23 protein-coding genes are annotated in these 20,756 nt (G+C 64.0%); 8 read left to right on the forward strand and 15 right to left on the reverse strand.

All coding sequences use genetic code 11. The features are described 5' to 3' along the window. Positions 1-88 precede the first annotated feature (88 nt). On the reverse strand, positions 89-1,414 hold the full coding sequence (gene xylA / locus AC07UC_RS02360) for a xylose isomerase (protein ID WP_140770338.1): 1,326 nt from the start codon (positions 1,412-1,414) through the stop codon (positions 89-91). Positions 1,415-1,527: 113 nt separating this feature from the next. Here xylA and AC07UC_RS02365 point away from each other — a divergent pair, with 113 nt between their 5' ends. Next, positions 1,528-1,890, forward strand: a complete 363-nt coding sequence (locus tag AC07UC_RS02365; RefSeq protein ID WP_494903798.1) for a nuclear transport factor 2 family protein — start codon at positions 1,528-1,530, stop codon at positions 1,888-1,890. 32 nt (positions 1,891-1,922) lie between these two features. Here AC07UC_RS02365 and xylB read toward each other — a convergent pair whose 3' ends face one another. The 3 genes from xylB to AC07UC_RS02380 all read right to left on the reverse strand — a co-directional run bounded on the left by xylB (position 1,923) and on the right by AC07UC_RS02380 (position 5,103). After that, a complete protein-coding gene (xylB, locus tag AC07UC_RS02370) occupies positions 1,923-3,377 on the reverse strand; it encodes a xylulokinase (RefSeq protein WP_494903800.1) in 1,455 nt (484 codons plus the stop codon). Between the two features lie 81 nt (positions 3,378-3,458). Beyond that, positions 3,459-4,781, reverse strand: coding sequence for a tetratricopeptide repeat protein (locus AC07UC_RS02375; protein WP_494903802.1), 1,323 nt, complete (start codon positions 4,779-4,781; stop codon positions 3,459-3,461). A gap of 175 nt (positions 4,782-4,956) precedes the next feature. Continuing rightward, entirely contained in the window at positions 4,957-5,103 is a 147-nt protein-coding gene (locus tag AC07UC_RS02380) for a hypothetical protein (protein ID WP_244735596.1), read from the reverse strand. On the opposite strand from AC07UC_RS02380, the gene AC07UC_RS02385 reads away from it, so the two are divergent. Continuing rightward, positions 5,058-7,796 (forward strand): autotransporter family protein, encoded by a 2,739-nt coding sequence (locus AC07UC_RS02385; protein ID WP_494903803.1) that lies wholly within the window; start codon positions 5,058-5,060, stop codon positions 7,794-7,796. The two genes, AC07UC_RS02380 and AC07UC_RS02385, sit on opposite strands and share 46 nt — an antisense overlap. A 31-nt stretch (positions 7,797-7,827) precedes the next feature. Here AC07UC_RS02385 and AC07UC_RS02390 read toward each other — a convergent pair whose 3' ends face one another. Continuing rightward, complete coding sequence (locus AC07UC_RS02390) at positions 7,828-8,451, reverse strand: LysE family translocator (RefSeq protein ID WP_140770348.1); 624 nt, start codon at positions 8,449-8,451, stop codon at positions 7,828-7,830. A 157-nt stretch (positions 8,452-8,608) separates the two neighbouring features. Then, a complete protein-coding gene (locus tag AC07UC_RS02395; RefSeq protein ID WP_080680899.1) occupies positions 8,609-8,731 on the reverse strand; it encodes a hypothetical protein in 123 nt (40 codons plus the stop codon). Positions 8,732-8,970: 239 nt separating this feature from the next. Between AC07UC_RS02395 and AC07UC_RS02400 the strand changes: the two genes are divergently transcribed. From AC07UC_RS02400 to AC07UC_RS02415, 4 genes are all read left to right on the forward strand, one after another. Next, entirely contained in the window at positions 8,971-9,738 is a 768-nt protein-coding gene (locus AC07UC_RS02400; RefSeq protein ID WP_140770350.1) for a L,D-transpeptidase, read from the forward strand. 186 nt (positions 9,739-9,924) lie between these two features. Beyond that, positions 9,925-11,091 (forward strand): diphosphate--fructose-6-phosphate 1-phosphotransferase, encoded by a 1,167-nt coding sequence (locus AC07UC_RS02405; RefSeq protein WP_494903804.1) that lies wholly within the window; start codon positions 9,925-9,927, stop codon positions 11,089-11,091. A 17-nt stretch (positions 11,092-11,108) separates the two neighbouring features. Beyond that, positions 11,109-11,828 carry an MBL fold metallo-hydrolase gene (locus AC07UC_RS02410; RefSeq protein ID WP_494908882.1) on the forward strand — a complete coding sequence of 240 codons (720 nt, stop codon included), beginning with the start codon at positions 11,109-11,111 and terminating at the stop codon, positions 11,826-11,828. A 254-nt stretch (positions 11,829-12,082) separates the two neighbouring features. After that, a complete protein-coding gene (locus AC07UC_RS02415) occupies positions 12,083-13,624 on the forward strand; it encodes a DegQ family serine endoprotease (RefSeq protein ID WP_494903805.1) in 1,542 nt (513 codons plus the stop codon). A 56-nt stretch (positions 13,625-13,680) separates the two neighbouring features. Here the strand turns inward: AC07UC_RS02415 and coaA are convergent, their stop codons facing one another. From coaA to hisB, 9 genes are read right to left on the reverse strand one after another with little or no spacing between them, the layout of a single operon-like run. Next, positions 13,681-14,640: a type I pantothenate kinase gene (gene coaA / locus AC07UC_RS02420; RefSeq protein ID WP_056568914.1), complete on the reverse strand. Its 960-nt coding sequence runs from the start codon at positions 14,638-14,640 to the stop codon at positions 13,681-13,683. Positions 14,641-14,664: 24 nt separating this feature from the next. After that, entirely contained in the window at positions 14,665-14,988 is a 324-nt protein-coding gene (locus AC07UC_RS02425; protein WP_494903807.1) for a phosphoribosyl-ATP diphosphatase, read from the reverse strand. A 9-nt stretch (positions 14,989-14,997) separates the two neighbouring features. Next, on the reverse strand, positions 14,998-15,792 hold the full coding sequence (gene hisF / locus AC07UC_RS02430; RefSeq protein WP_494908883.1) for an imidazole glycerol phosphate synthase subunit HisF: 795 nt from the start codon (positions 15,790-15,792) through the stop codon (positions 14,998-15,000). Beyond that, positions 15,789-16,625 carry an arginase family protein gene (locus AC07UC_RS02435; protein WP_494903808.1) on the reverse strand — a complete coding sequence of 279 codons (837 nt, stop codon included), beginning with the start codon at positions 16,623-16,625 and terminating at the stop codon, positions 15,789-15,791. The genes hisF and AC07UC_RS02435 overlap by 4 nt, the downstream gene beginning before the upstream one ends. Next, positions 16,622-17,371, reverse strand: coding sequence for a 1-(5-phosphoribosyl)-5-[(5-phosphoribosylamino)methylideneamino]imidazole-4-carboxamide isomerase (gene hisA / locus AC07UC_RS02440; RefSeq protein ID WP_494903809.1), 750 nt, complete (start codon positions 17,369-17,371; stop codon positions 16,622-16,624). The genes AC07UC_RS02435 and hisA overlap by 4 nt, the downstream gene beginning before the upstream one ends. A gap of 3 nt (positions 17,372-17,374) precedes the next feature. Further along, positions 17,375-17,665: a DUF1330 domain-containing protein gene (locus AC07UC_RS02445; protein ID WP_494903811.1), complete on the reverse strand. Its 291-nt coding sequence runs from the start codon at positions 17,663-17,665 to the stop codon at positions 17,375-17,377. A 3-nt stretch (positions 17,666-17,668) separates the two neighbouring features. Next, the gene (hisH, locus tag AC07UC_RS02450; RefSeq protein WP_140770364.1) at positions 17,669-18,319 is read right to left on the reverse strand and encodes an imidazole glycerol phosphate synthase subunit HisH; all 651 of its coding nucleotides are present in this window, start codon (positions 18,317-18,319) and stop codon (positions 17,669-17,671) included. A 1-nt stretch (position 18,320) separates the two neighbouring features. Continuing rightward, the gene (locus tag AC07UC_RS02455; protein WP_140770367.1) at positions 18,321-18,797 is read right to left on the reverse strand and encodes a DUF2628 domain-containing protein; all 477 of its coding nucleotides are present in this window, start codon (positions 18,795-18,797) and stop codon (positions 18,321-18,323) included. 4 nt (positions 18,798-18,801) lie between these two features. Continuing rightward, positions 18,802-19,401, reverse strand: a complete 600-nt coding sequence (gene hisB, locus AC07UC_RS02460; protein ID WP_140770370.1) for an imidazoleglycerol-phosphate dehydratase HisB — start codon at positions 19,399-19,401, stop codon at positions 18,802-18,804. 259 nt (positions 19,402-19,660) lie between these two features. Between hisB and hslV the strand changes: the two genes are divergently transcribed. Both hslV and AC07UC_RS02470 read left to right on the forward strand, forming a co-directional pair. Next, complete coding sequence (gene hslV / locus AC07UC_RS02465; protein WP_137928919.1) at positions 19,661-20,212, forward strand: ATP-dependent protease subunit HslV; 552 nt, start codon at positions 19,661-19,663, stop codon at positions 20,210-20,212. Further along, complete coding sequence (locus AC07UC_RS02470; protein ID WP_140770372.1) at positions 20,202-20,753, forward strand: GNAT family N-acetyltransferase; 552 nt, start codon at positions 20,202-20,204, stop codon at positions 20,751-20,753. The genes hslV and AC07UC_RS02470 overlap by 11 nt, the downstream gene beginning before the upstream one ends. Positions 20,754-20,756: the final 3 nt, after the last annotated feature.

Genomic DNA, 20,756 nt, shown 5'->3' on the forward strand with positions numbered 1-20,756 from the left:
TCATCTCCCTTCAGGAGAGCGGACTAGCAAAAGGCGATCACGGCGGCTTTCAGCCACACCGGGCAGATGTCGGTCCAGAAGTCAGGCGTCAGACGTAACGATTGACGATATTTTCCAGCAGTTCCTGACGGCCGGAGCGCGGCTGCGGCTCGATCTTCTTCTTCACCACGCGCTCGGCGATCTCCTCCAGCGTGCGCTTGCCCGCCAGCATCGCCTTGGCCTCGGCGCTGTTCCAGCCGGCATAGCGTTCCGCCAGCGGCGCGGACAACGCCTTGTCCTCGACCATGCGGGCGGCTGCCTTGAGGCCGCGCGCGCAGGAATCCATGCCGCCGATGTGGCCGATCAGCAGATCCTGCGGGTCGAGCGACTGGCGGCGCAGCTTGGCGTCGAAATTGGTGCCGCCGGTCTTGAAGCCACCGGCCTGCAGGACCTGGTAATAGGCCAGCGCCATCTCCGGCACGTTGTTGGGGAACTGATCGGTGTCCCAACCCGACTGGTAGTCGTTGCGGTTCATGTCGATGGAGCCGAAGACACCGAGCGCGTTGGCCAGCGCCAGCTCGTGCTCGAAAGAATGGCCGGCCAGGATGGCATGGCCCTGCTCGATGTTGAGCTTGACCTCCTTCTCCAGGCCGAAGCGCTTGAGGAAGCCGTAGACGGTAGCGACGTCGTAATCGTACTGGTGCTTGGTCGGCTCCTGCGGCTTCGGCTCGATCAGGATGGTGCCCTTGAAGCCGATCTTGTGCTTGTAGTCGACGACGAGGTTGAGGAAGCGTCCGGCCTGTTCCTGCTCGCGGGCAAGGTCGGTGTTGAGCAGCGTCTCATAGCCCTCGCGGCCGCCCCACAGCACATAGTTCTCGCCCTTCAGCCGCTTGGTGACGTCGATGCAGCTCTTCACCGTCGCCGCCGCATAGGCGAACACATCCGGATCGGGATTGGTGGCGGCACCCGACATGAAGCGGCGGTTGGAGAACAGGTTGGCCGTGCCCCACAGGAGCTTGACACCGGTCTGCTTCATCTTGGTGGCGAAATAGTCCGCGATCTCGTCGAGGCGGGCGGCACTCTCGGAAAAATCCTTGCCTTCGGGCCGGACATCGGCGTCGTGGAAGCAGAAATAGGGTGCGCCGAGCAGCGAGAACATCTCGAAAGCGACATCGGCCTTGAGTTTCGCCAGTTCCATCGTGTCGACGCCGCCGGCCTTGGGGAACCAGGGACGGTCGAAGGTCTGGCCACCGAAGGGATCGCCGCCCGGCCAGGCAAAGGAGTGCCAGTAGGCGACAGCGAAGCGCAGATGGTCTTCCAACCGCTTGCCGGCCACGACCTCGTCGGGGTTATAGAAGCGATAGGCCAGCGGATTGGTCGAATCCGGCCCCTCATATTTGATCTTCTGGATGTCGCCGAAAAATCCGCTGCTCATGATTTCTGTCCTCTCTCGAATAGTTCGCCCTGATTACCTCAGGCGTAATTGGTTTCGGTCCTGGGCCGGTCGAAAAGGCTGATGTCAAAGCCATCAAACAAAGGAGACAGACCATGACCGACCTCAACAAGATCGCCGAGGGCTACATCGCCGCCTGGAACGAAAGCGACGCCGGCCGCCGCGCCGACTTGCTGAAGGCCACCTTCACCGAAGACGTCAGCTATCGCGATCCGCTCATGCAGGGCGACGGCCATGAGGGCGTCGCGGCGCTGATCGACGGCGTGCATCAGCGCTTTGCCGGCTTCCGGTTCTCGCTGAAAGGCACGCCGGACGGGTTTGCCGACAAGATCCGCTTCTCCTGGAATCTCGGCCCGGAAGGCACATCTTCCATCATCGAGGGCACCGACATCGGTGTCATCGAGAACGGCCGCCTGAAGAGCGTCACCGGCTTCCTCGACAAGGTGCCGGCGCAGTGAGTTGCCGAGCCGCGGCGTGGGCGAGAAACCGCTCACGCCGTGGCGCCCTTGATTGCCGGATAGAGCGCCCGATAACGGTGATACGCATCGGCATAGGCACTGCCGAGCTTGGCATCCGGTTCGATCGTGGCATCTGTCCTGGGCGCGGAGCAGATGGCCAGCGGATCGGCGCCGGTCGCCGCGATCAGGCCAAGCCTGGCGGCGCCAAAGGCGGCGCCGAAATCGCCGTCGGCGGGAATATCCACCGGTACTTGCAGCGCGGTGGCGATCGATTTCAGCCAGTAGCGCGAACGCGAGCCGCCGCCGATCGCGGTGACGCGCGTCAGTGTGGTGCCGGCTTTCTTCAGGGCTTCGAGGCTGTCGCGGAAGGCGAAAGCGACGCCTTCCAGAACCGCCTGCGTCAGCACCGCGCGGCTCGATTCATGCGCCAGGCCGGTGAAGGAACCGCGAATGGCGGAATCATTGTGTGGCGTACGCTCGCCGGAGAGATAGGGCAGGAAGGACACGCCGCTTGGCGCCATCAGCGCGTCACCCAGTTCAGCGGTCAATTCGCCCGCGCCCTTGCCCGTGATCTCCGACAGCCAGTTGAGCGAATCGGTCGCCGACAGGATGACGCCCATCTGATGCCAGGTGTTGGGCAGGGCATGGCAGAAGGTGTGGACCGCGCTTGCCGGGTTGGGCAGATAGGACGCGTTGGCGGCAAACAGCACACCCGACGTGCCGAGCGAGACAAAGGCATGGCCGGCGCCAACCGTGCCCATGCCGCAGGCGGAAGCCGCATTGTCGCCGGCACCGCCGGCAACCGGGATACCGGCCTCGACGCCCCATTTCGACGCCAATTCGTCACGCAACCCGCCAGCCTTCTGCGTGCCCTCGACCAGGGACGGCATCTGCTCTTCGTCGAGCGACGTTGCCGCCAGCAATTCGGCCGACCAGCGGCGCTTGCCGACATCGAGCCAGGACGTGCCGGCGGAGTCGGACATTTCCGAAATGTGCTCGCCGGAGAGCCACAGCCGCAGGAAATCCTTCGGCAGCATCACCTTGGCAACCTTGGCGAAGACAGCGGGCTCGTTGTTCTTCACCCAGGCAAGCTTGGGTGCGGTGAAGCCAGGGAAAACGATGTTGCCGGTGAGCGCGCGGAAGCGTGGATCAGCGTCGAGCACTGCTGCCTCGGCATGGCTGCGGGTGTCGTTCCACAGGATGCAGGGGCGCAGCACGTGATCGGCCGCATCGAGCAAGGTGGCGCCATGCATCTGGCCCGACAGGCCGATGCCTTTAACCGCCGCGAACTGCTTGGGATGGGAAGCCCTGAGTTCGGCAATCGCGTCTTCGCAGGCGCGTATCCAGTGCGAGGGATCCTGTTCGGACCAGCCGGGATGCGGTCGCGAGACGTCAAGCGAGCCGTGGCCGGAGCCGACGACATTCTGTCCGGCATCGATCAGCAGCGCCTTGACGCCCGACGTGCCCAGGTCGAGGCCGAGATACATGTTTTCCTCCCACGTCCTTATTTTTTTCGGATCCCGAAAAAATCTGGCCGAGCCAGTTTTTAAGGCAAGATCCGCTCCGGGTCAATTCTCTGACAAATCGGCGGCGCGCCGTGAAAACAGGACCGACAGCGGACTGTCCGGCCGCGCCATCGATCGCTCGGCCGCGAGCGCCCTGGCGAGCACGCCGTCCCCGCCTCGCAGCGCGGCTTCGATGAGCGTCAGGTCGATGACGTCACGCTGCGCATGGCTTCCTCCGAAACGGTGGGCGATCGCGCGGATCGGCCGGATCAGGCGTATGGCCTCGGCGTAGTTGCCCTCGCCGAACGCCTTGATCGCCAGCGTCAGGGGATAGCCGACGTCCCGGGTAAAGGCGGCGTTGTCGTCGCTGCCACTCATGGCCTCGCGCTGTGCCTCGAGCAAGGTCCGGGCCGGGGCATCCAGCCCGGCGCCCACAAACGCCATCATCGCATGGGCGTCGTTGAAGGCATAGTCGCCGACGCCGGCCCCCGGCCAATTGGCGGCCAGCGCGGCCCAACGGTCGCCAATATCGACGCCGCCGAGATGGAGCCGCCACAGGAGTGCCGACGCATCGACCATATTGAGCGCCATCGTTGATGGTGTGCCGTAGATCGGCCCGTCGTAGAGCGCCAGCACCTGGTCGGTCTCGCCGAGATCGTAGTGAAACAGCGCCAGATGCCACCAATTGTGCACCTGCAGGAAGCTCTCCTTCGTCCACGCTTCGGGGTTGGCGCGCATCCAGGCAATGCCGTCTCTTTGCCGGCTTTGCATTTCCATCACATGGGCGACGGCGTGTTGCGCCCAGCCGTCGCGCGGCTCGATCTCGACCGCCAGGCGGCCGAGTTTCTCGGCCCTGACATAGTCACCCATCTCCTCCAGCCCGAAGGCCTGCATGCCAAGCATGGCATGGTAACCGGGCATGCCGCTCTGCCAGGATGGCAAGGCGCGCGCGATGCGGTCGCGCAGCATGCGGGCATTGCCGGTGAAAAAGTCGATCTGGTGCCCGACCTGCAGCGCAACGGCGTCGAGTGGGGTCTCGATGGTGATATCCTCAAGGATTCTGGCGGCGTCATGCCAGCGCCCGTTGGCGAGATGACCGAGGGCTGAGACATGGGCCTTTTCGCGCGTTGTCGCGGCAAGCGGCAACGCCGCCTCGTGGCAGGCCCTAGCCACGGACGTCGCCTCACGTTCGGTGGCAAGCCCGAAGAGATAGCCCTTGAAGACATGCGCCATGACAAAACCGGGGTCCTGCGCGATGGCGCGATCGACGGAAGCCACCGGATCGCCGATGAAGCACTGCAATTGGCTCACCGCTTGGCTGTAGGGCACGAATCCCGCTTGGGTCGCACCCGAAAGTGCCAGATCGAATGCATCCTTGATCGCCATGCAAACCCCCTTGACCGGCGCGTTGCGGGCACGATGCCCCTCGGTCCAACGCGATCTTAAAGCATGGGCCACGGACGCGCCAACAATGCGCCGCGCACACTGATTTCAGTAGATGTCGCAATTCATCAACCATGGCGAGCAGATTAGGCTTTGTAAAATCGAACGGATTGTGGCTTCATTGCGGCGCGGCGAAGGGCTTGTAATCGCGATCTGAGAGGGGACGCGATGCGGCATTTTGAAATACAGCTTCCGAACGCCCGTTCGGAGCACGTTGATATGCTGATTTCTTTGTTGCGGCGAAGGCCGCCGCAAATTCGACCATGGTTTATTAGCCTTCTTGCAACTACAGCGTTTGTGTTGCTGCCTGGGTCCGCAGCTTTCGCGGCCTGCGTGCTGGTTGCATCGGCGGGAAATACCACCTTCACCTGCGATAGCGGCGATTCAGGCGGCAGCCTCACCGACACCAGCGGCGACAATACGCTCACCTTTCCCGCCGGCGGCACCGGCCAGGTGAGCGGCAACGTCACTTTCGGCCCCGGCACGGACCGCATCAACATGCAGTCCGGCACCATCACCGGCACGGTCGACCAGGGCGACGGCACGGATTTCTTCACCATCGGCGGCGGCACCGTCGCAGGCAACGTCCAGCAGGGCGCCGGCATCGACGACTTCAACATGAGCGGTGGCCAGATTGGGTCGCTCAACCAGGGTGACGGGCTCGACACCTTCACCATGACCGGCGGGCGCATCGTCGATTTCTTCGACGATGGGGATCGTGCGGTGATGACCGGCGGCCGCATCGGCCGCGTCAACATGAAGCTCGACAAGAACTATTTCAACATGTCCGGCGGCACCATCGACCGCAACCTCGTCACCGGCTTCGACCAGGACACCATCATCCTCTCGGGCGGCACGATCGGCGGCAACATCAGCGTCAGCGGCGGCAATGACAGCGTGACAATCACCGGCGGCACGGTCGGTGGCGATGTGCTGATGAGCTTCGGCTCCGACAATTTCGTCTGGAATGGTGGCGGCATCATCTATGGCGCTGTCGATCTTGGCGCCGACAACGATACCGCCAAGCTCAGCAACCTCACCAACGCCAATCTCGGTGGCACGGATGCCATAAATGGCGGCCTTGGCACCGACGCGCTGACCTCCGACAACGTCAAACTGGACGGGATCGCCCGGGTCCAGAACTGGGAGAGCATCGACGCCACCAACGACACGCAGCTGACGCTCGACGGCAATCTCGTGCTCGGCGACAGCGGCACCGGAACGGGCTCGCTCAGCGTCGATGCCTCGAGCACGCTCTATGGCGGCGGCTTCAACTCGACGATCCAGGCCTTCACGGCTGGCCAGCTGGCTAAGGTCACCAATGCCGGGCGCATCGACCTGACCAACGGCACCACCGGAGCGATCGACCGGCTGACGATTTCGGGCAATTATGTCGGCGCCGGCGGCGTGCTGCTTGTCCAGACCGAACTCGGCGACGATTCTTCCGCGTCCGACAGGCTGGTCCTGTCAGGCGGGACAGCTTCCGGCTCGACCGGCATTTCCGTGGTCAATGTCGGCGGCGCGGGCGCGGCGACCACGCAGGACGGCATCATGGTCGTCCAGGCGGTCAACGGGGCCACCTCGGGCGCCTCGACCTTCGCACTTGACGGGCCGGTCGCCGCCGGCGCCTTCGAATACTATCTTTTCAAGGGCGGCGTCAGCGCCGGCAGCGACGAAAACTGGTATCTGCGCTCGACGCTGATAACACCGACATCGCCGGCCGCGGCGCCACCGGCGCTCGAGCCCTCGCCACCGGTGGAGCCGGTGCCCCCGGCGGCCGAGCCGCCGCCTCCGCCGCCCTCCGAACTGCCGCCGACGCCGCCGCCGAGCGAGGGCGACATCAACAATCCGCCGGTCGACCCGACGCCGCCGGTGCAAACCAGCGACCCGCAACCCGAACCACCGCCACCACCGCCACCAGCGCCTCCGGCGGATCCGCCACCGCCGCCACCGGTGGTGCCGACTGCCGTGCCCGACCTGCCGGTACCGGCGGCCGGTCAGGAAATCGTGCTCTACCGCATCGAGGTGCCGGTCTATTCGGCCTTGCCGCCCGTGGCCGAGCATCTGGCGATGACGACGCTCGGCACCTTCCACGAACGGCGCGGCGAGCAAAGCCTGTTGTCGGATACGGAGTTGTCGCCGGTCTGGGGCCGCATCTATGGCCAGGACGCTAAGATGGGCTGGTCGGGGACGGTGTCGCCATCCTTCGACGGCACCCTGTTCGGCCTGCAGGCGGGCTTCGACGTGTTCGGCCGCGACACCGCCTCGGGCGGTATCGATCGCGCCGGCCTGTTCGTCGCCTATGCCAGCATGAAGGGTGATGTGCGCGGCCAGGCGCTGGGATGGAACGACCTGTCCGTCGGCAGCCTCGACGTCAGCGGCACCAGTGTCGGCGGCTACTGGAGCCGCATAGGCCAGGGCGGCTGGTACCTCGACGGTGTCCTCATGGCCACCTTCTTCGGCGGCGACGCGACATCGTCGCGCGACATCGGCATCGATATCGGTGGGACAGGCGTCACCGCTTCACTTGAAGGCGGCTATCCCATTGCGCTGGCGCAGGGCTGGACGCTCGAACCGCAGGCGCAACTGGTCTGGCAGCATCTGTCGCTGGACGATACCAACGACCGCTTCTCGTCGGTTTCCTTCGGCACCGACGACAGCGTCAGCGGCCGGCTGGGTGCGCGGCTGCAGGGCGAGGCCACGATCAACGGCATGGCGCTGCAGCCTTATCTCAAGGCCAACATCTGGCACGATTTCGGCGGCACTGACCGTGTCAGTTTCGACACCACCGACATCACGACCGAGGGCAGGTCGACCTCGTTCGAGTTCGGCGGCGGCGTCGTTGCCAAGGTGACGGACAAGGTCAGCATCTTCGCCACCGGCGACTACACGACCAATATCGGCGGCGACAAGCGCCGCATCCTCGAGGGCAATCTGGGAATCAGCGTCAAATGGTGAGGCCCTCCGGGCCTCACCTCGCGTCAGGACGTCAATTGCCCGAACGCATTGCCACCGTGGCAATGCCGGCACCAACCAGCAATGTGCCACCGGTTCGGTTGAAGATGCGGATCGCCTTGGGATTGCGCACGACGTTTCGCGCGCGTGCCGCGATCAGCGCATAGCCAAAGGCATTGGCAAAGGCGAGCGCCAGGAAGGTGGTCTCGAAGATCAGCATCTGCGTCCAGAAGTCGGCGTGCCGGTCGAGGAACTGCGGCAGGAAAGCAACGAAGAAGGTGATGCTTTTCGGGTTGAGCGCGGTGACCAGCCAGGCATGCGCCATCATTTTTGCCGACGATACGGCATCGGTCCGGGGTTCGGCCTTCAGTGCGCCGCCGGCGCGGAACAGTTTCACGCCGAGATAGATCAGATAGCCGGCGCCGATCAGCTTCAGGATGGTGAAGACACCGGCCGAAGCGGCGAGCAGCGCGCCGATGCCCAGCATCGACAAGGTCATTGCGGTGAAGTCGCCGAGCGCCACGCCGACGGCCATCGGCAGGGCGGTGCGCCAGCCCTGGCCCAGCGCATAAGACACGACCAGCAGAATGGTCGGCCCCGGGATGATGAGAAGGATCGTCGAAGCGGCGGCGAAAGCGGCCCAGTTTTCGAAGGACATGTCTGTCTCCCTTGGGTTAAGGAAAAGGATAAATCCTCAGCCCCGGGAGAATGTAAAGGGGCATGATCTTTGTTTTTTGCGCAATTGCGCACGCAAGACCACCACGCATTTTTCCTGAAATTACCGCGCCATCAATTGCGCGAACGGCAGGTTGGCGTCAGTTCGCGCCGCCCAGCGTGCTCACGATATCGGCCAGGCTGACATTGGCACCGAGGACCAGCGCGGCCGCGACAATGGCAGCGGCAAAAAGCTTGATGTCGGTCTTTAACGTCTTGCACATGGAGGCCCCTCGCTGATCGCTTGCTGCGTAGGAGCCGCCGACGCCGGGATTATGACATGAGCTGGGTCTTTTTGTGCAGGACCTCTCGGTTGGCGGTCACCCGGGGGGGGCCGAACCCCGCCGGGCGACGCGCAAATGCACGCGGTGCAAGGCATTCACGCTTTATCAACCATGAATGATGAAAATGCCTGCTATCCGGCCGGACCGTGCTTCCCGCCGACAGCGTAAGGTTTGGGTATATGCGCGAGTTGCCGCAAGGTCTGACGCCGCCACGAAACGGCGACGCAATCGAAACCGATCATCATCTTTCCCGTCGCGCAGTCCTTTCCGGGGCAGGCGCGCTGGCGCTGCTCAGCGCCGCCGGCTGCTCGACTTCCGGCGGCGGCATGCCGGCGCTTGATCTCGACAATACGGTCACCGGTTCCGTGCCGCCGATGCGGCCGGCGATCAGCGTCGACAAGAACATCACCAGCCCCGACCTGATGTATGCCGCGTTGACGGACAACGGTTTCAACGTGCCCGAGGTGCCATATCTGAAGGTCAAGCCGGAATTCCGCCGCCAGATCGTCGTGGACACGACCGGCGAAGCGCCCGGCACCATTGTCGTCCATCTCAAGGAACGCATGCTCTATCTCGTCCAGCCGGGTGGCGACGCGATCCGCTATGGTGTCGGCATCGGCAAGGACGGCTTCCGCTGGTCCGGCCGCGCCAACATCCAGTATGGCCGCGAATGGCCGACCTGGACACCGCCGCCCGAAATGATCCAGCGCAAGCCCGAACTGGTGAAGTGGCAGGGCGGCCAGCCCGGCGGCCTCACCAACCCGCTCGGGGCGCGCGCGCTCTACATCTACCAGGACGGCAAGGATACAGGCTACCGCATCCATGGCTCGCCGGAATGGTGGAGCATCGGCCAGGCGATGTCGTCGGGCTGCGTGCGCCTGATCAACCAGGACATCATCGACCTCTACAGCCGCGTTTCGAAGAAGAACCCGGTCGTCGTCATGTGATCTTTCGAGCGGCCAACGCGGCCGCTTTATCGTCTTGTTCGAGCATGATTTCTGGACAAACGGAAACCGTTTGTCCGAGAGAACCGGTTTCCATTTTTCGGGATCGTGCCCGCGACTCCCCCGTTGCGCGATGCCGCGAGACAGGCGAAGGTGTCTTGAGACCCATCGCTTCGGGAGACGTCAGGAATGGCCGGAACTTTTGTTATCGCGCAAGGCGGCGGCCCAACCGCCGTCATCAACCAGACGGTTGTCGGCGCCACGCTGGAGATCCGCAAGCGGCATCCCGGCGCCAAGGTGCTGGGCTCCCTCCATGGCGTGCGCGGCATTCGTGACGGCAATTATGTCGACCTTTCGGCCATCCCCGAGGACCGGCTGCGGCTGATTGCCGGTACACCGAGCGCGGCGCTTGGCTCGACACGCGACAAACCGGACGCGGCCTACTGCGATGTCATCCTCAAGGGCTTGCAGAAGGCCGGGGCCGACGCCTTCATCTACATAGGCGGCAACGACACGTCGGGCACACAGCAGATCCTGACCGACGCCGCCGGCGGCTCCATTGCTTTCGTCCATGCGCCCAAGACCATCGACAATGACCTCGAGGAGAACGACCATACGCCGGGCTTCATTTCGGCGGCGGAGTTCGTCGCCGGCGCCTTTCTGTCCGTTGACCTCGATTTTCGCGCCTTGCCCGGCATCTATGTCGGCATCGTGATGGGCCGTCACGCCGGCTTCCTGACCGCCGCCGCCGCCGCCTGGCAGCTCGATCCCTACAGCGGCCCGCATCTCGTCTACGTGCCCGAGCGGCCGTTCTCGGCCAAAGGCTTCATCGAAGACGTGCGTGCCACGCTCGATCGCCACAAGCGCTGCATCGTCGCGGTGTCGGAAGGGGTCAGCACCGCCGACGGCAAGGCACTGGTCGAGAGCCTGGTGCCGCCGGAGAAACTGGAACGCGACCAGCATGGCAACGTCAAATTGTCGGGCAGCGACCTGCCGGCGGCGCTGGAACGGGCATTGGCCGACGGGCTTCCGGGCAAGCGGGCCCGCGTCGACGCACTCGGCTACATGCCGCGCGGCTATGTCGGCGCCATCAGCGCCGTCGACGCGCGGGAGGCTTTCGATGCCGGCGCCTTCGCGGTCTCCGTCGCCGAACAGGGCGGCGGCTCGGTGGCGCTGCAATATGATGGCACGAAGACCGTGCTGAAGAAGGTGCCGCTGAAGAATGTCGCCGGCAAGACCCGCCACATGCCGGACAATTTCATGAAGCCCGACGTCAGCCAGCTGTCGGACGCCGGCATGGCCTATCTCAAGCGGCTGGTGCCGGAAAAATACAAGGTAGGGAAGCCGTTCGTCTGATGTCAGGCTCACACCTGATGCCGGGCTGGTTCAGCAAGAGCATCGTCGACGGCAGGACGACGATGCTGACCGAGCCGTTCGTGCATAGCTATGTGCGCGCCAACATCTGGCATCTGCGAGGCCGTGACGCCGACCTTCTGGTCGATACCGGCATGGGCATCTGTCCGCTGGCGCCGGAGATCGAAACGCCGCGGGACAAGCCACTGCTGGTCGTCGCCACGCACATCCATCTCGACCATGTCGGCTCGCTGCACGAATTTCCATGGCGGGCCGGGCCGAGGATCAGTGCCGCGCAGTTCGAGAGCATGGATGAGGCGGCAACCTACGCCTACATGTTCCACCATCTCGAAGGTGCCGTTTCAAAACTGCCGGCGCCCGGCTGGAAGTCGGCGGATTACAAGATCCCATTGGCGCCGCTGACGCGGACCCTCGACGAGGGCGACGTGGTCGACCTCGGCGACCGGCAATTCCGCGTCCTGCATCTTCCCGGGCATTCGCCGGATTCGATCGCGCTGTTCGACGAGGCCGACGGGCTGTTCTTCAGCGGCGACGCCATCTACGACGATACGCTGATCGACTCGCTGCCGGATTCCGACCCGGCCGCCTATGTCAGCACCATGGAGCGGCTGCTCGACCTGCCGATCCGCATCGGCCATGGCGGCCACGGACCGAGCTTCGACCGCAAGCGTATGCGTGAAATTGCAACGGCTTACATCAAAAAAAGCGCCGATATCTGAACTTCGCCAAGCCCGCACACTGCAAGGAGCGGTCCTTCGACGGTCAGGCGCCTATCAGGCCGCGAAGAATTAAATCTTTGTAATATAACCGAAAAAACCTAATTCGCCCGCATCCGCGTCCTAGATTCCGGTTTCATCGACCTGAACGGCCACCGCATGAAGCGAGACAGGCGGCCGCGATGGCCGGTACGCCGAATGGGCCGCTCCCATGGAGTCCACGGCGCCGAACCCAATGTCTCGCACGGACAACGACCATGTCATCCCACAACATTCTTCGCAGACATCGCGTCGCCGCATTGCTGGGCGCCGCCCTCATCATCTCCCCCTTCGTCGTTTCATTTGCTCAAAGTGCCGGTAACACAGGCGTGAGCAACGTTGTCGCGACGACCCAGACCCCTGTCGCCGGTATCACCGCCCCCAATGGCTCCTTTGCTCCGATCGTGGCGGCCGACAAGCCCGCGGTGGTGACGGTCACAACCGTGATGAAAGCGCAGCCTGCAAATGACGACGAAGGGATGCCTCTCGGCAACTCCCCGTTCGACCAATATTTCCGCCAGTTCTTTGGCGACCAGGGCATGCCGGCTCCGCGGACGCCGCCGCAGCAGGCGCAGCGCGCCGAAGCGCTCGGCTCCGGCTTCATCGTCTCTGCCGACGGCACGATCGTCACCAACAATCACGTCGTCGACGGCGCTTCCTCGATCAAGGTTACGCTCGACGACGGTACCGAACTTCCCGCCAAGCTCATCGGCCGCGACGCCAAGAACGATCTCGCCGTGCTCAAGGTCAAATCCGACAAGTCCTTGCCGACGGTCAAATGGGGCGATTCCGACCGGCTGATGACCGGCGACCAGGTGCTGGCGATCGGCAATCCGTTCGGCATCGGCACCACGGTGACGGCAGGCATCGTTTCGGCCCGCGGCCGCGATCTGCATAGCGGACCGTTCGACGATTTCATCCAGATCGACGCGCCGATCAACCATGGCAATTCCGGCGGCCCGCTGGTGGATGTGAACGGCAATGTTGTCGGCATCAACACGGCGATCTATTCGCCCAATGGCGGCAGTGTCGGCGTCGGCTTCGCCATCCCGTCGGACCAGGCGCAGAAGGTCGTGGCCAAGCTGATGAAGGACGGCTCGATCCAGTATGGCTATCTCGGCGTCGAGATCCAGCCGGTGACGCCTGACGTGGCAAGCGCCATCGGGCTCGACCATCCCGGCGGCGCGCTGGTTTCGAAGGTCAATGACAGTTCGCCCGCCGCCAGCGCCGGCGTCGAGGCCGGCGACGTCATCACCGGCTTCGCCGGACAGGACGTCAAGGACCCCAAGGATCTGTCACGCGCCGTCGCCGATGTCGCCCCTGGCGCCAAGGAATCGCTCGATGTCTGGCGCAAGGGCAAGGCCATGCAGATTTCCGTCAATGTCGGGCAAAACAGCGACGACGTGAAGACGGCGTCGACTGACGATTCCGGCATGCCGAGCGCCGAACAAGGCTCACGCGCGCCGGCGATCGGCCTCGGCCTGATGGACATCACGCCCGACATTCGCCAGGAAATGAACCTCGCCGACAACGAGCATGGCGCGGTCGTTGCGCGCGTCAGTCCCGACAAGGCGGCGGCCGCGGCCGGCATCCAGCCGGGCGATATTATCGTCGCCGTCAACCAGGCGCCGGTGAAGAACGCCCGGCAGGTCACGCAGGCGATCGCCCAGGCCAGCAAGTCGGGCCGCAAGTCGGTGCTGCTGCTGGTCGAACGCGACGGCGGCCAGATCTATGTCGCAGTGCCATTCGCCAATGGCTGAGGCGCGGGGCCGGATCTGAACCGAGGGCGGGCTCGTCGCGACGAGCCCGCCGCTATCTAGAGTTTGCGCAGCGCCACTTCCTCGACCAGATGGTCGGCGCCCTTGCGCAGGATGAGGTCGGCGCGGGCGCGTGTCGGCAGGATGTTTTCGCGCAAATTCTTCAGATTGATGTTGGTCCACAGGCCTTCGGCGATGGCGCGCGCCGAATCCTCCGAGAGCTGCGAATAGCGGTGGAAGAAGGAATCCGGATTGCGGAATGCGGTCTCGCGCAGACGCATGAAACGGGAAATGTACCACTGGTGGATCAGTTTCTCGTCGGCATCGATATAGATGGCGAAATCGAAAAAGTCCGACAGGAAAGGCACGATCTTGCCGTCCTGCGGCAGCTTGCCCGGCTGCAGCACATTGATGCCTTCGAAGATCAGTATATCCGGCCGGTCGATGGTGACGAATTCGCCGGGAATGACGTCGTAGGTGAGATGCGAATAGACCGGCGCGCGCACATTGGGCAGCGCCGACTTGATGCCGGAGAGGAAACGCAGCAGCGCGCCGACATCGTAGCTGTCGGGAAAGCCCTTGCGTTCCATCAGGTTTTCGCGGCGCAGGACCTCGTTGGGCAGCAGGAAGCCGTCGGTGGTGATGAGATCGACCTTGGGGCTCGACGGCCAGCGCGCCAGCAATTCCTTCAGCACGCGGGCCGTGGTCGATTTGCCGACCGCCACCGAGCCGGCGATGCCGATGATGAACGGCGTCTTGACGATATCGACGGCGTTGAAGAAGGCCTGGCGCTGCCTGAACAGCAATTGGCTGGCCTCGACATGCGCGGATAAAAGCCGCGACAGCGACAGATAGATGCGCTTGACCTCTTCGAGGTCGACCGGGTCGTTGAGCGAACGCAGGCGGCGGAACTCGTCCTCGCTCAGTGTCAGCGGCGTGTCGGCTCGGAATTGCGACCATTGCTCGGCGGAGAAGAAACGAAAGGGGGAATATTTCTCGGTTGGCGCGAGCTGATCCATCGAGATACCTGCCCTTCCTCGTGCTCAGCCCTTGGGCCGCGACGCCTTCTCGGCGACACCCGAACGCGCGGTGCGGCTTTCGAGCTCCTGGAGCACGTCGCGCAACGGAACACCCGAAATGCCGAGAACGACGAGCCAATGATATATAAGATCGGCACTTTCGGAAACGAGGGCATGCCTGTCGCCCTTGACGGCGGCAATCACGGTCTCGACCGCCTCTTCGCCAAGCTTCTGCGCCGCCTTGTCGATGCCACGGGAAAACAGCTTGGCCGTCCACGAATCCGCATCGCCGGAATGGGCGCGCTCATGGACGATTTTTTCCAGATCGGACAGCGAAAACTCGGTCATGGCCGCCGTTTAAGACCGATTACCTGGGGAGTCCAGCCGCATCGGCAGGCCGGCATTGGCCATATGTGCCTTGGCCTGGGCAATCGTGTAGGTGCCGAAATGGAAGATGGAGGCGGCCAGCACGGCGCCGGCATGGCCATCGCGAATGCCTTCCACCAAATGATCGAGCGTGCCGACGCCGCCCGACGCGATGACTGGCGCGCGCACCGCATCAGCAATCGCGCGCGTCAGGGCGATGTCGTAGCCGGCCTTGGTGCCGTCGCGGTCCATCGAGGTCAGCAGGATCTCGCCGGCGCCACGATCGACCATTTTGCGGGCGAATTCGACCGCGTCGATGCCGGTCTTCTCGCGTCCGCCATGGGTGAATATCTCCCAACGATCGGCCTCGCCGGCGCCGGAGACCTTCTTGGCGTCGATGGCGACGACAATGCACTGATTGCCGAACTTGTCGGCCGCTTCGGCGACGAAATCCGGGTTCTTCACCGCAGCCGTGTTGATCGACACCTTGTCGGCGCCTGCCAAAAGCAGCTTCCTGATGTCGGCGACCTGGCGCACGCCGCCGCCGACGGTCAGCGGCATGAAGCACTGTTCGGCGGTGCGGGCGATGACATCGAAGATGGTTTCCCGGTTGTCGGACGAAGCGGTGATGTCGAGAAAGCACAGCTCGTCGGCGCCGGCGGCGTCATAGGCCTTGGCTGCCTCGACCGGGTCGCCGGCGTCGATGAGATCGACGAAATTGACGCCCTTGACGACACGGCCGTCCTTGACGTCGAGGCACGGGATGACGCGGGCTTTCAGCATCAGCGGCCCTCTATCGTGGCAATAAGGTCGTTGAGCAACTGGCCGACCAGCGGCGGCACGTCGGCCTGGGCATCGAAGGCCGGATCGTAGGCGGAAACGGTGATGCCGACGACTGGCACGGCAAGCGCCATGGCACAGGCCGCGTCGCGCAACTGTTCGGGGCTCGGCCCGCCAGGTGTGACATAGCGATTGGCCTGCAGCTCCTTCGGGTCGTGCACGTCGAGATCGAGATGCATGTGCACGCTTTTGGCGCCGGCGGCTTTCAGCCTTTCGGTCGCTTGTGCCACGCCGGGGCATTCAGTGCGGATCACCGGCAAGGCCTCGAGGAGTTTTTTCTCCGCCGGATCGAGATCACGGGCGTTGACGAGCACGCAGCGCGAGGGATCGATCGACTGGAAGCCGGGAATGGCTGATGCCATCGGACGCCAGCACAGGCCGAGCACGGTCGCCAGCGCCATGCCGTCAAGGAAGCCGTATACGGAGGTTTCGGGCGTGTTGAGATCGCCATGCTGGTCGGCCCAGATGATCGCATCGGCGCCTTCGCCGGCGACCGCGCCGGCGCTGGTCAAGCAGTTTCCGGCCAGCACGATAGGAAACCGTCCCCTGTCGATGGCAATGCGGACCTCGCCCGAGACGGCGTTGCAGACAGCGAAACCGGTGGCGATCTCCCGCTCCTGGTCGTCGCCGACCCTGCCGATATCCTCGACCGCGACGTCGTGGCCGGCCATGGTCAGGGCATCGACGAGACCGCCCGCAATCAGCGCGTCCGGCCCCTGGCCCATGCCGCCATGGTAGTGGCCGCTGTCATAGGAGGCGAGGATGATGGTGATTTTCACGATTTCGCCTCCGCCACCGGCCGGCCCTGCAGGATCGCCAGCGCCTCGGCCGGATCGATGCGGCCGTCATAGAGCGCGCGGCCCGAGATGGCGCCTTCGAGCTTTTGTGCGTCCGGCATGGTCATGCGCACGATGTCGGCGATCGAGGCCAGCCCCCCCGAAGCGATGACCGGGATCGATACGGCGTCGGCGAGGTCGATGGTGGCATCCCAGTTGATGCCGGTCAGCACGCCGTCACGGTCGATGTCGGTGTAGATGATGGCGGCGACGCCGGCGCCCTCGAACTTCTTCGCCAGTTCGATGACGCCAAGGCTCGACGCTTCGGCCCAACCCTCGACGGCGACCTTGCCGCTCTTGGCGTCGATGCCGACCGCGACCTTGCCCGGGAAAGCCTTGCAGGCCTGCTTGACCAGATCGGGATCGCGCACCGCCACCGTGCCGAGAATGACGCGGGCGAGACCGCGATCGAGCCAGTCCTCGATCTGCGCAATCGTGCGGATGCCACCGCCAAGCTGCACCGGGTTCTTGGTCGCCTTGAGGATGGCGCCGACCGCCGCGCTGTTGACGCTCTGGCCCTTGAATGCGCCGTTGAGGTCGACGACGTGCAGCCACTCGAAGCCCTGGTCCTCGAAGGCTTTTGCCTGCGCGGCGGGATCATCGTTGTAGATGGTCGCGGTCGCCATGTCGCCGTGCTTCAGGCGCACGCATTGGCCGTCCTTGAGGTCGATGGCAGGAAACAGGATCACGATTCAGGCGCCCTCAACGATGACGAAATGGCCCGTCGATGCGGCCAGCCTGAATTTCGAGGCATGCTGATATTCCGGCGAATGATAGCATTCCGCTGCCTTGTCGTAGGATTCGAACTCGATCACGACATGGCGATTGCCTGTCGGCTGTTCCGGGTTCTCGTGGCGGCCCGCCCGCACGATGAATTTGGCGCCGTACTTGGCAAAGGCAACAGCATTCGCCTCGATATATTGCTTGTAGACCTCGGGATCGCGAACATCGATCATCGCCATCCAATAGCCCTTCTTGCTCATGCTCTAGGGCCTCCACTTCAGGAAATTGGTGATCAACGCCAGCCCCAGCGCCTGGCTCTTCTCCGGATGGAACTGCGTGCCGACGAGATTGTCGCGGGCGACGGTGGCCGTCACCGGGCCGCCATAGTCGGCGACCGCCAGAACCTCGTCCGCCTTGCGCGCATCGAGATGATAGGAGTGGACGAAGTAGGCGTGCAGTCCCGCGGTTCCGGTTGGAATGCCGGCAAAAAGCGGATGCTGGCGCCGAAGCTCGATCGTGTTCCAGCCGATCTGCGGGATCTTCAGCGCCGGATCGGCCGGCGTGATCTCCTTGACGTCGCCCGATATCCAGCCAAAGCCGCTGGTGACGGTCTTTTCCAGGCCGCGCTGCGACATCAGCTGCATGCCGACGCAGATGCCTAGGAAAGGGCGAGCCTTGGCGATCGCGACGTCCTCGACCGCTTCCCACATGCCCTCGACGGCACGCAGGCCTGCCGCGCAGTCGGCATAGGCGCCGACGCCGGGCAGGACAATGCGGTCGGCCGTCCGCACCCGGTCGGCATCGGCCGTCAGCTCGATCTCGGCCGATATGCCGGCTTCGCGCGCGGCGCGCTCGAAGGCCTTGGTGGCCGAGCGCAGATTGCCCGAGCCATAGTCGATGATTGCTACCCGCATGTCAGGGCCGTCCCGGTATGTGGGTCAGGCCCAGCGCCATGCCCGGCTGCGCCGGGCGCGCCAGGGCGGCATCCGGAACCATGCGCGGCGCGGGAATGGCTTCCTCGGCGCGCCCCTCGGCCTCAAGCGCATAGCGCATGTCGGCGTCGTCGAGCCTGCCGGCGTGAACCACGCCCCATTCATGCCAGCCGCGCCGGCGAAGGGCCGCGATGCGCAACCCCTGCCCTTCCAGGCCGACATAGAACGAGACGAGCAGCGACAGCAGTGAACTGGCCAGACCGAGGCCAAGCTTCTGACCAGCCATCGAAAGCAGGCCCATGACGACGAAGGCAAGCCCGGCTTCAATCCACAGCCGATGCCAGGCGAGCCATAACGGCGGCACCAAGAAGCCGAGCCAGGTGAAGCCGTCGCGGACAAACGCCGTTGAGTCGGCCTTCTCGCTGCGGCCGGGCGGTTCCATCACGACATAGGCGGCCATGACGCTATCCCTTCAAAGATCCCTTGGTGGAGGGAACCGCGTCCGGCTGGCGCGGGTCCGGCTCGAGTGCCGTGCGCAGCGCGCGCGCCACCGCCTTGAAGCAGGTCTCGGCGATATGGTGGTTGTTGGCGCCATAATGGTTGGTGACATGCAGCGTGATGCCGGCATTTTGCGCCAGCGCCTGGAAGAATTCCCGCACCAGTTCGGTGTCGAAGGTGCCGATCTTGGGCGACGAGAAGGACACGTTCCAGACCAGGAACGGCCGGCCCGACACGTCGATCGCCGCACGCGTCAGCGTCTCGTCCATGGCAAGGTCGATCGAGGCATAGCGCATGATGCCGCGCCGTTCGCCCAGCGCCTTGGTCAGCGCCTGGCCGAGCGCGATGCCGGTGTCCTCGACCGTGTGATGGTCGTCAATATGCAGGTCGCCCTTCGCCCTGACGGTCATGTCGATCAGGGAATGGCGCGAGAGCTGGTCCAGCATGTGGTCGAAGAAGCCGACGCCCGTGGCGATATCGGATTTGCCCGAGCCGTCGACATGGACCGACACCGAGATGTCGGTTTCCCTGGTCTTGCGGCTGGCTTCGGCGGAACGGGGCGCCATCACTCTATCCTTGTCCCAGCGGTTGACGTGGTAAACCGGGTTCACGTGGTAAACCGGTTCACAGGCTCCAAGCGCTCGCGGGCTTGAAAACGAATGCCTTCTATCAGCATGATCCGGCGATTGCCAGTTGCCTCGGACAGAGGTATCGGCCTTGCCGGAGAGGCGATTTGCAATCATTGGTCCCGTGCATACATATGGCCGATAAATCACTCGTACCGCGCCAATCGCCTTTTGGGATCGCGCGAATCGGAGCCAGGAAATGTCTGATAATCTGACCATGCACGCCACGACCATCGTGACGGTGCGCAAGGGCAACAAGGTGGTGATCGCTGGCGACGGCCAGGTCAGCCTTGGCCAGACCATCATGAAGGGCAATGCGCGCAAGGTCCGCCGCATCGGCAAGGGCGGCAATGTGATTGCCGGTTTCGCCGGCGCTACCGCCGACGCCTTCACCCTGCTGGAGCGGCTGGAAGCCAAGCTCGAACAATATCCTGACCAGTTGACGCGCGCCTGCGTCGAACTTGCCAAGGACTGGCGCACCGACCGCTATCTGCGCCGGCTCGAGGCGATGATGCTGGTGGCCGACAAGTCGGTCTCGCTGGCGCTGACCGGCAACGGCGACGTGCTCGAACCGGAACATGGCGTCATGGCCATCGGCTCGGGCGGCAATTACGCACTGGCCGCGGCGCGCGCCTTGATGGACACCGACAAGGATGCCGAGGAAATCGCCCGCAAGGCGATGCAGATCGCTTCCGACATCTGCGTCTACACCAACAACAACTTCGTCGTCGAAACGCTCGATGCCGCCTGAGCAGCTCTACGATTTTCGGCCGGTGACCACGAAAGACCTGCCGATGATCGCCGGCTGGCTCGCCGAGCCTGAAGTCGCTCGGTGGTGGAACGATCCGGAGACGGAAATCGCCGAGATCCGCGATCATATCGACTCGATTTCGGTCGAGCCGTTGATCGTCGAACTCGACGGCAAGCCGATCGCCTATCTGCAGAGCTACGATCCGCATATGGAAGACGACCATCCCTATGCCGACCAGCCGTTCGGCACGCTCGGCATCGACCTGTCGATCGGCCGGCCCGAACTGATCGGCATCGGCCATGGCTCGGCCATCGCCAGGCAATTCGTCGAAGACCTGTTCAGGGAAGGCGTACCGCGCGTCATCATCGATCCGGACCCGGCCAATATCAGGGCCATCCGCGCCTATGAAAAAGCCGGATTCCGGGCCATTGATCGCAGGCAATCGGTCTATGGCAACGTGGTGCTTATGGCTATCGATGCTGAAGAGGGCGATGCCGAAGGGGGCGATGCCGAGGAAGACGACGCGGAAGAGGGGCTATAGGGC

It is taken from the genome of Mesorhizobium sp. GW821-FHT04C10 (assembly GCF_059420305.1).

Bases quoted from the DNA above. Each gene is read 5' to 3' on its own strand.
- AC07UC_RS02470 (WP_140770372.1), top strand. From the start codon at position 20,202: ATGCCGCCTGAGCAGCTCTACGATTTTCGGCCGGTGACCACGAAAGAC.
- hisH (WP_140770364.1), bottom strand. From the start codon at position 18,319: ATGCGGGTAGCAATCATCGACTATGGCTCGGGCAATCTGCGCTCGGCC.
- xylA (WP_140770338.1), bottom strand. From the start codon at position 1,414: ATGAGCAGCGGATTTTTCGGCGACATCCAGAAGATCAAATATGAGGGG.
- AC07UC_RS02390 (WP_140770348.1), bottom strand. From the start codon at position 8,451: ATGTCCTTCGAAAACTGGGCCGCTTTCGCCGCCGCTTCGACGATCCTT.
- AC07UC_RS02405 (WP_494903804.1), top strand. From the start codon at position 9,925: ATGGCCGGAACTTTTGTTATCGCGCAAGGCGGCGGCCCAACCGCCGTC.
- coaA (WP_056568914.1), bottom strand. From the start codon at position 14,640: ATGGATCAGCTCGCGCCAACCGAGAAATATTCCCCCTTTCGTTTCTTC.
- AC07UC_RS02445 (WP_494903811.1), bottom strand. From the start codon at position 17,665: ATGAGCAAGAAGGGCTATTGGATGGCGATGATCGATGTTCGCGATCCC.
- AC07UC_RS02385 (WP_494903803.1), top strand. From the start codon at position 5,058: ATGCTGATTTCTTTGTTGCGGCGAAGGCCGCCGCAAATTCGACCATGG.
- AC07UC_RS02365 (WP_494903798.1), top strand. From the start codon at position 1,528: ATGACCGACCTCAACAAGATCGCCGAGGGCTACATCGCCGCCTGGAAC.
- AC07UC_RS02410 (WP_494908882.1), top strand. From the start codon at position 11,109: ATGCCGGGCTGGTTCAGCAAGAGCATCGTCGACGGCAGGACGACGATG.
- AC07UC_RS02455 (WP_140770367.1), bottom strand. From the start codon at position 18,797: ATGGCCGCCTATGTCGTGATGGAACCGCCCGGCCGCAGCGAGAAGGCC.
- hisB (WP_140770370.1), bottom strand. From the start codon at position 19,401: ATGGCGCCCCGTTCCGCCGAAGCCAGCCGCAAGACCAGGGAAACCGAC.
- AC07UC_RS02400 (WP_140770350.1), top strand. From the start codon at position 8,971: ATGCGCGAGTTGCCGCAAGGTCTGACGCCGCCACGAAACGGCGACGCA.
- AC07UC_RS02425 (WP_494903807.1), bottom strand. From the start codon at position 14,988: ATGACCGAGTTTTCGCTGTCCGATCTGGAAAAAATCGTCCATGAGCGC.
- xylB (WP_494903800.1), bottom strand. From the start codon at position 3,377: ATGTATCTCGGCCTCGACCTGGGCACGTCGGGCGTCAAGGCGCTGCTG.
- AC07UC_RS02380 (WP_244735596.1), bottom strand. From the start codon at position 5,103: ATGGTCGAATTTGCGGCGGCCTTCGCCGCAACAAAGAAATCAGCATAT.
- hslV (WP_137928919.1), top strand. From the start codon at position 19,661: ATGTCTGATAATCTGACCATGCACGCCACGACCATCGTGACGGTGCGC.
- AC07UC_RS02375 (WP_494903802.1), bottom strand. From the start codon at position 4,781: ATGGCGATCAAGGATGCATTCGATCTGGCACTTTCGGGTGCGACCCAA.
- AC07UC_RS02395 (WP_080680899.1), bottom strand. From the start codon at position 8,731: ATGTGCAAGACGTTAAAGACCGACATCAAGCTTTTTGCCGCTGCCATT.
- AC07UC_RS02415 (WP_494903805.1), top strand. From the start codon at position 12,083: ATGTCATCCCACAACATTCTTCGCAGACATCGCGTCGCCGCATTGCTG.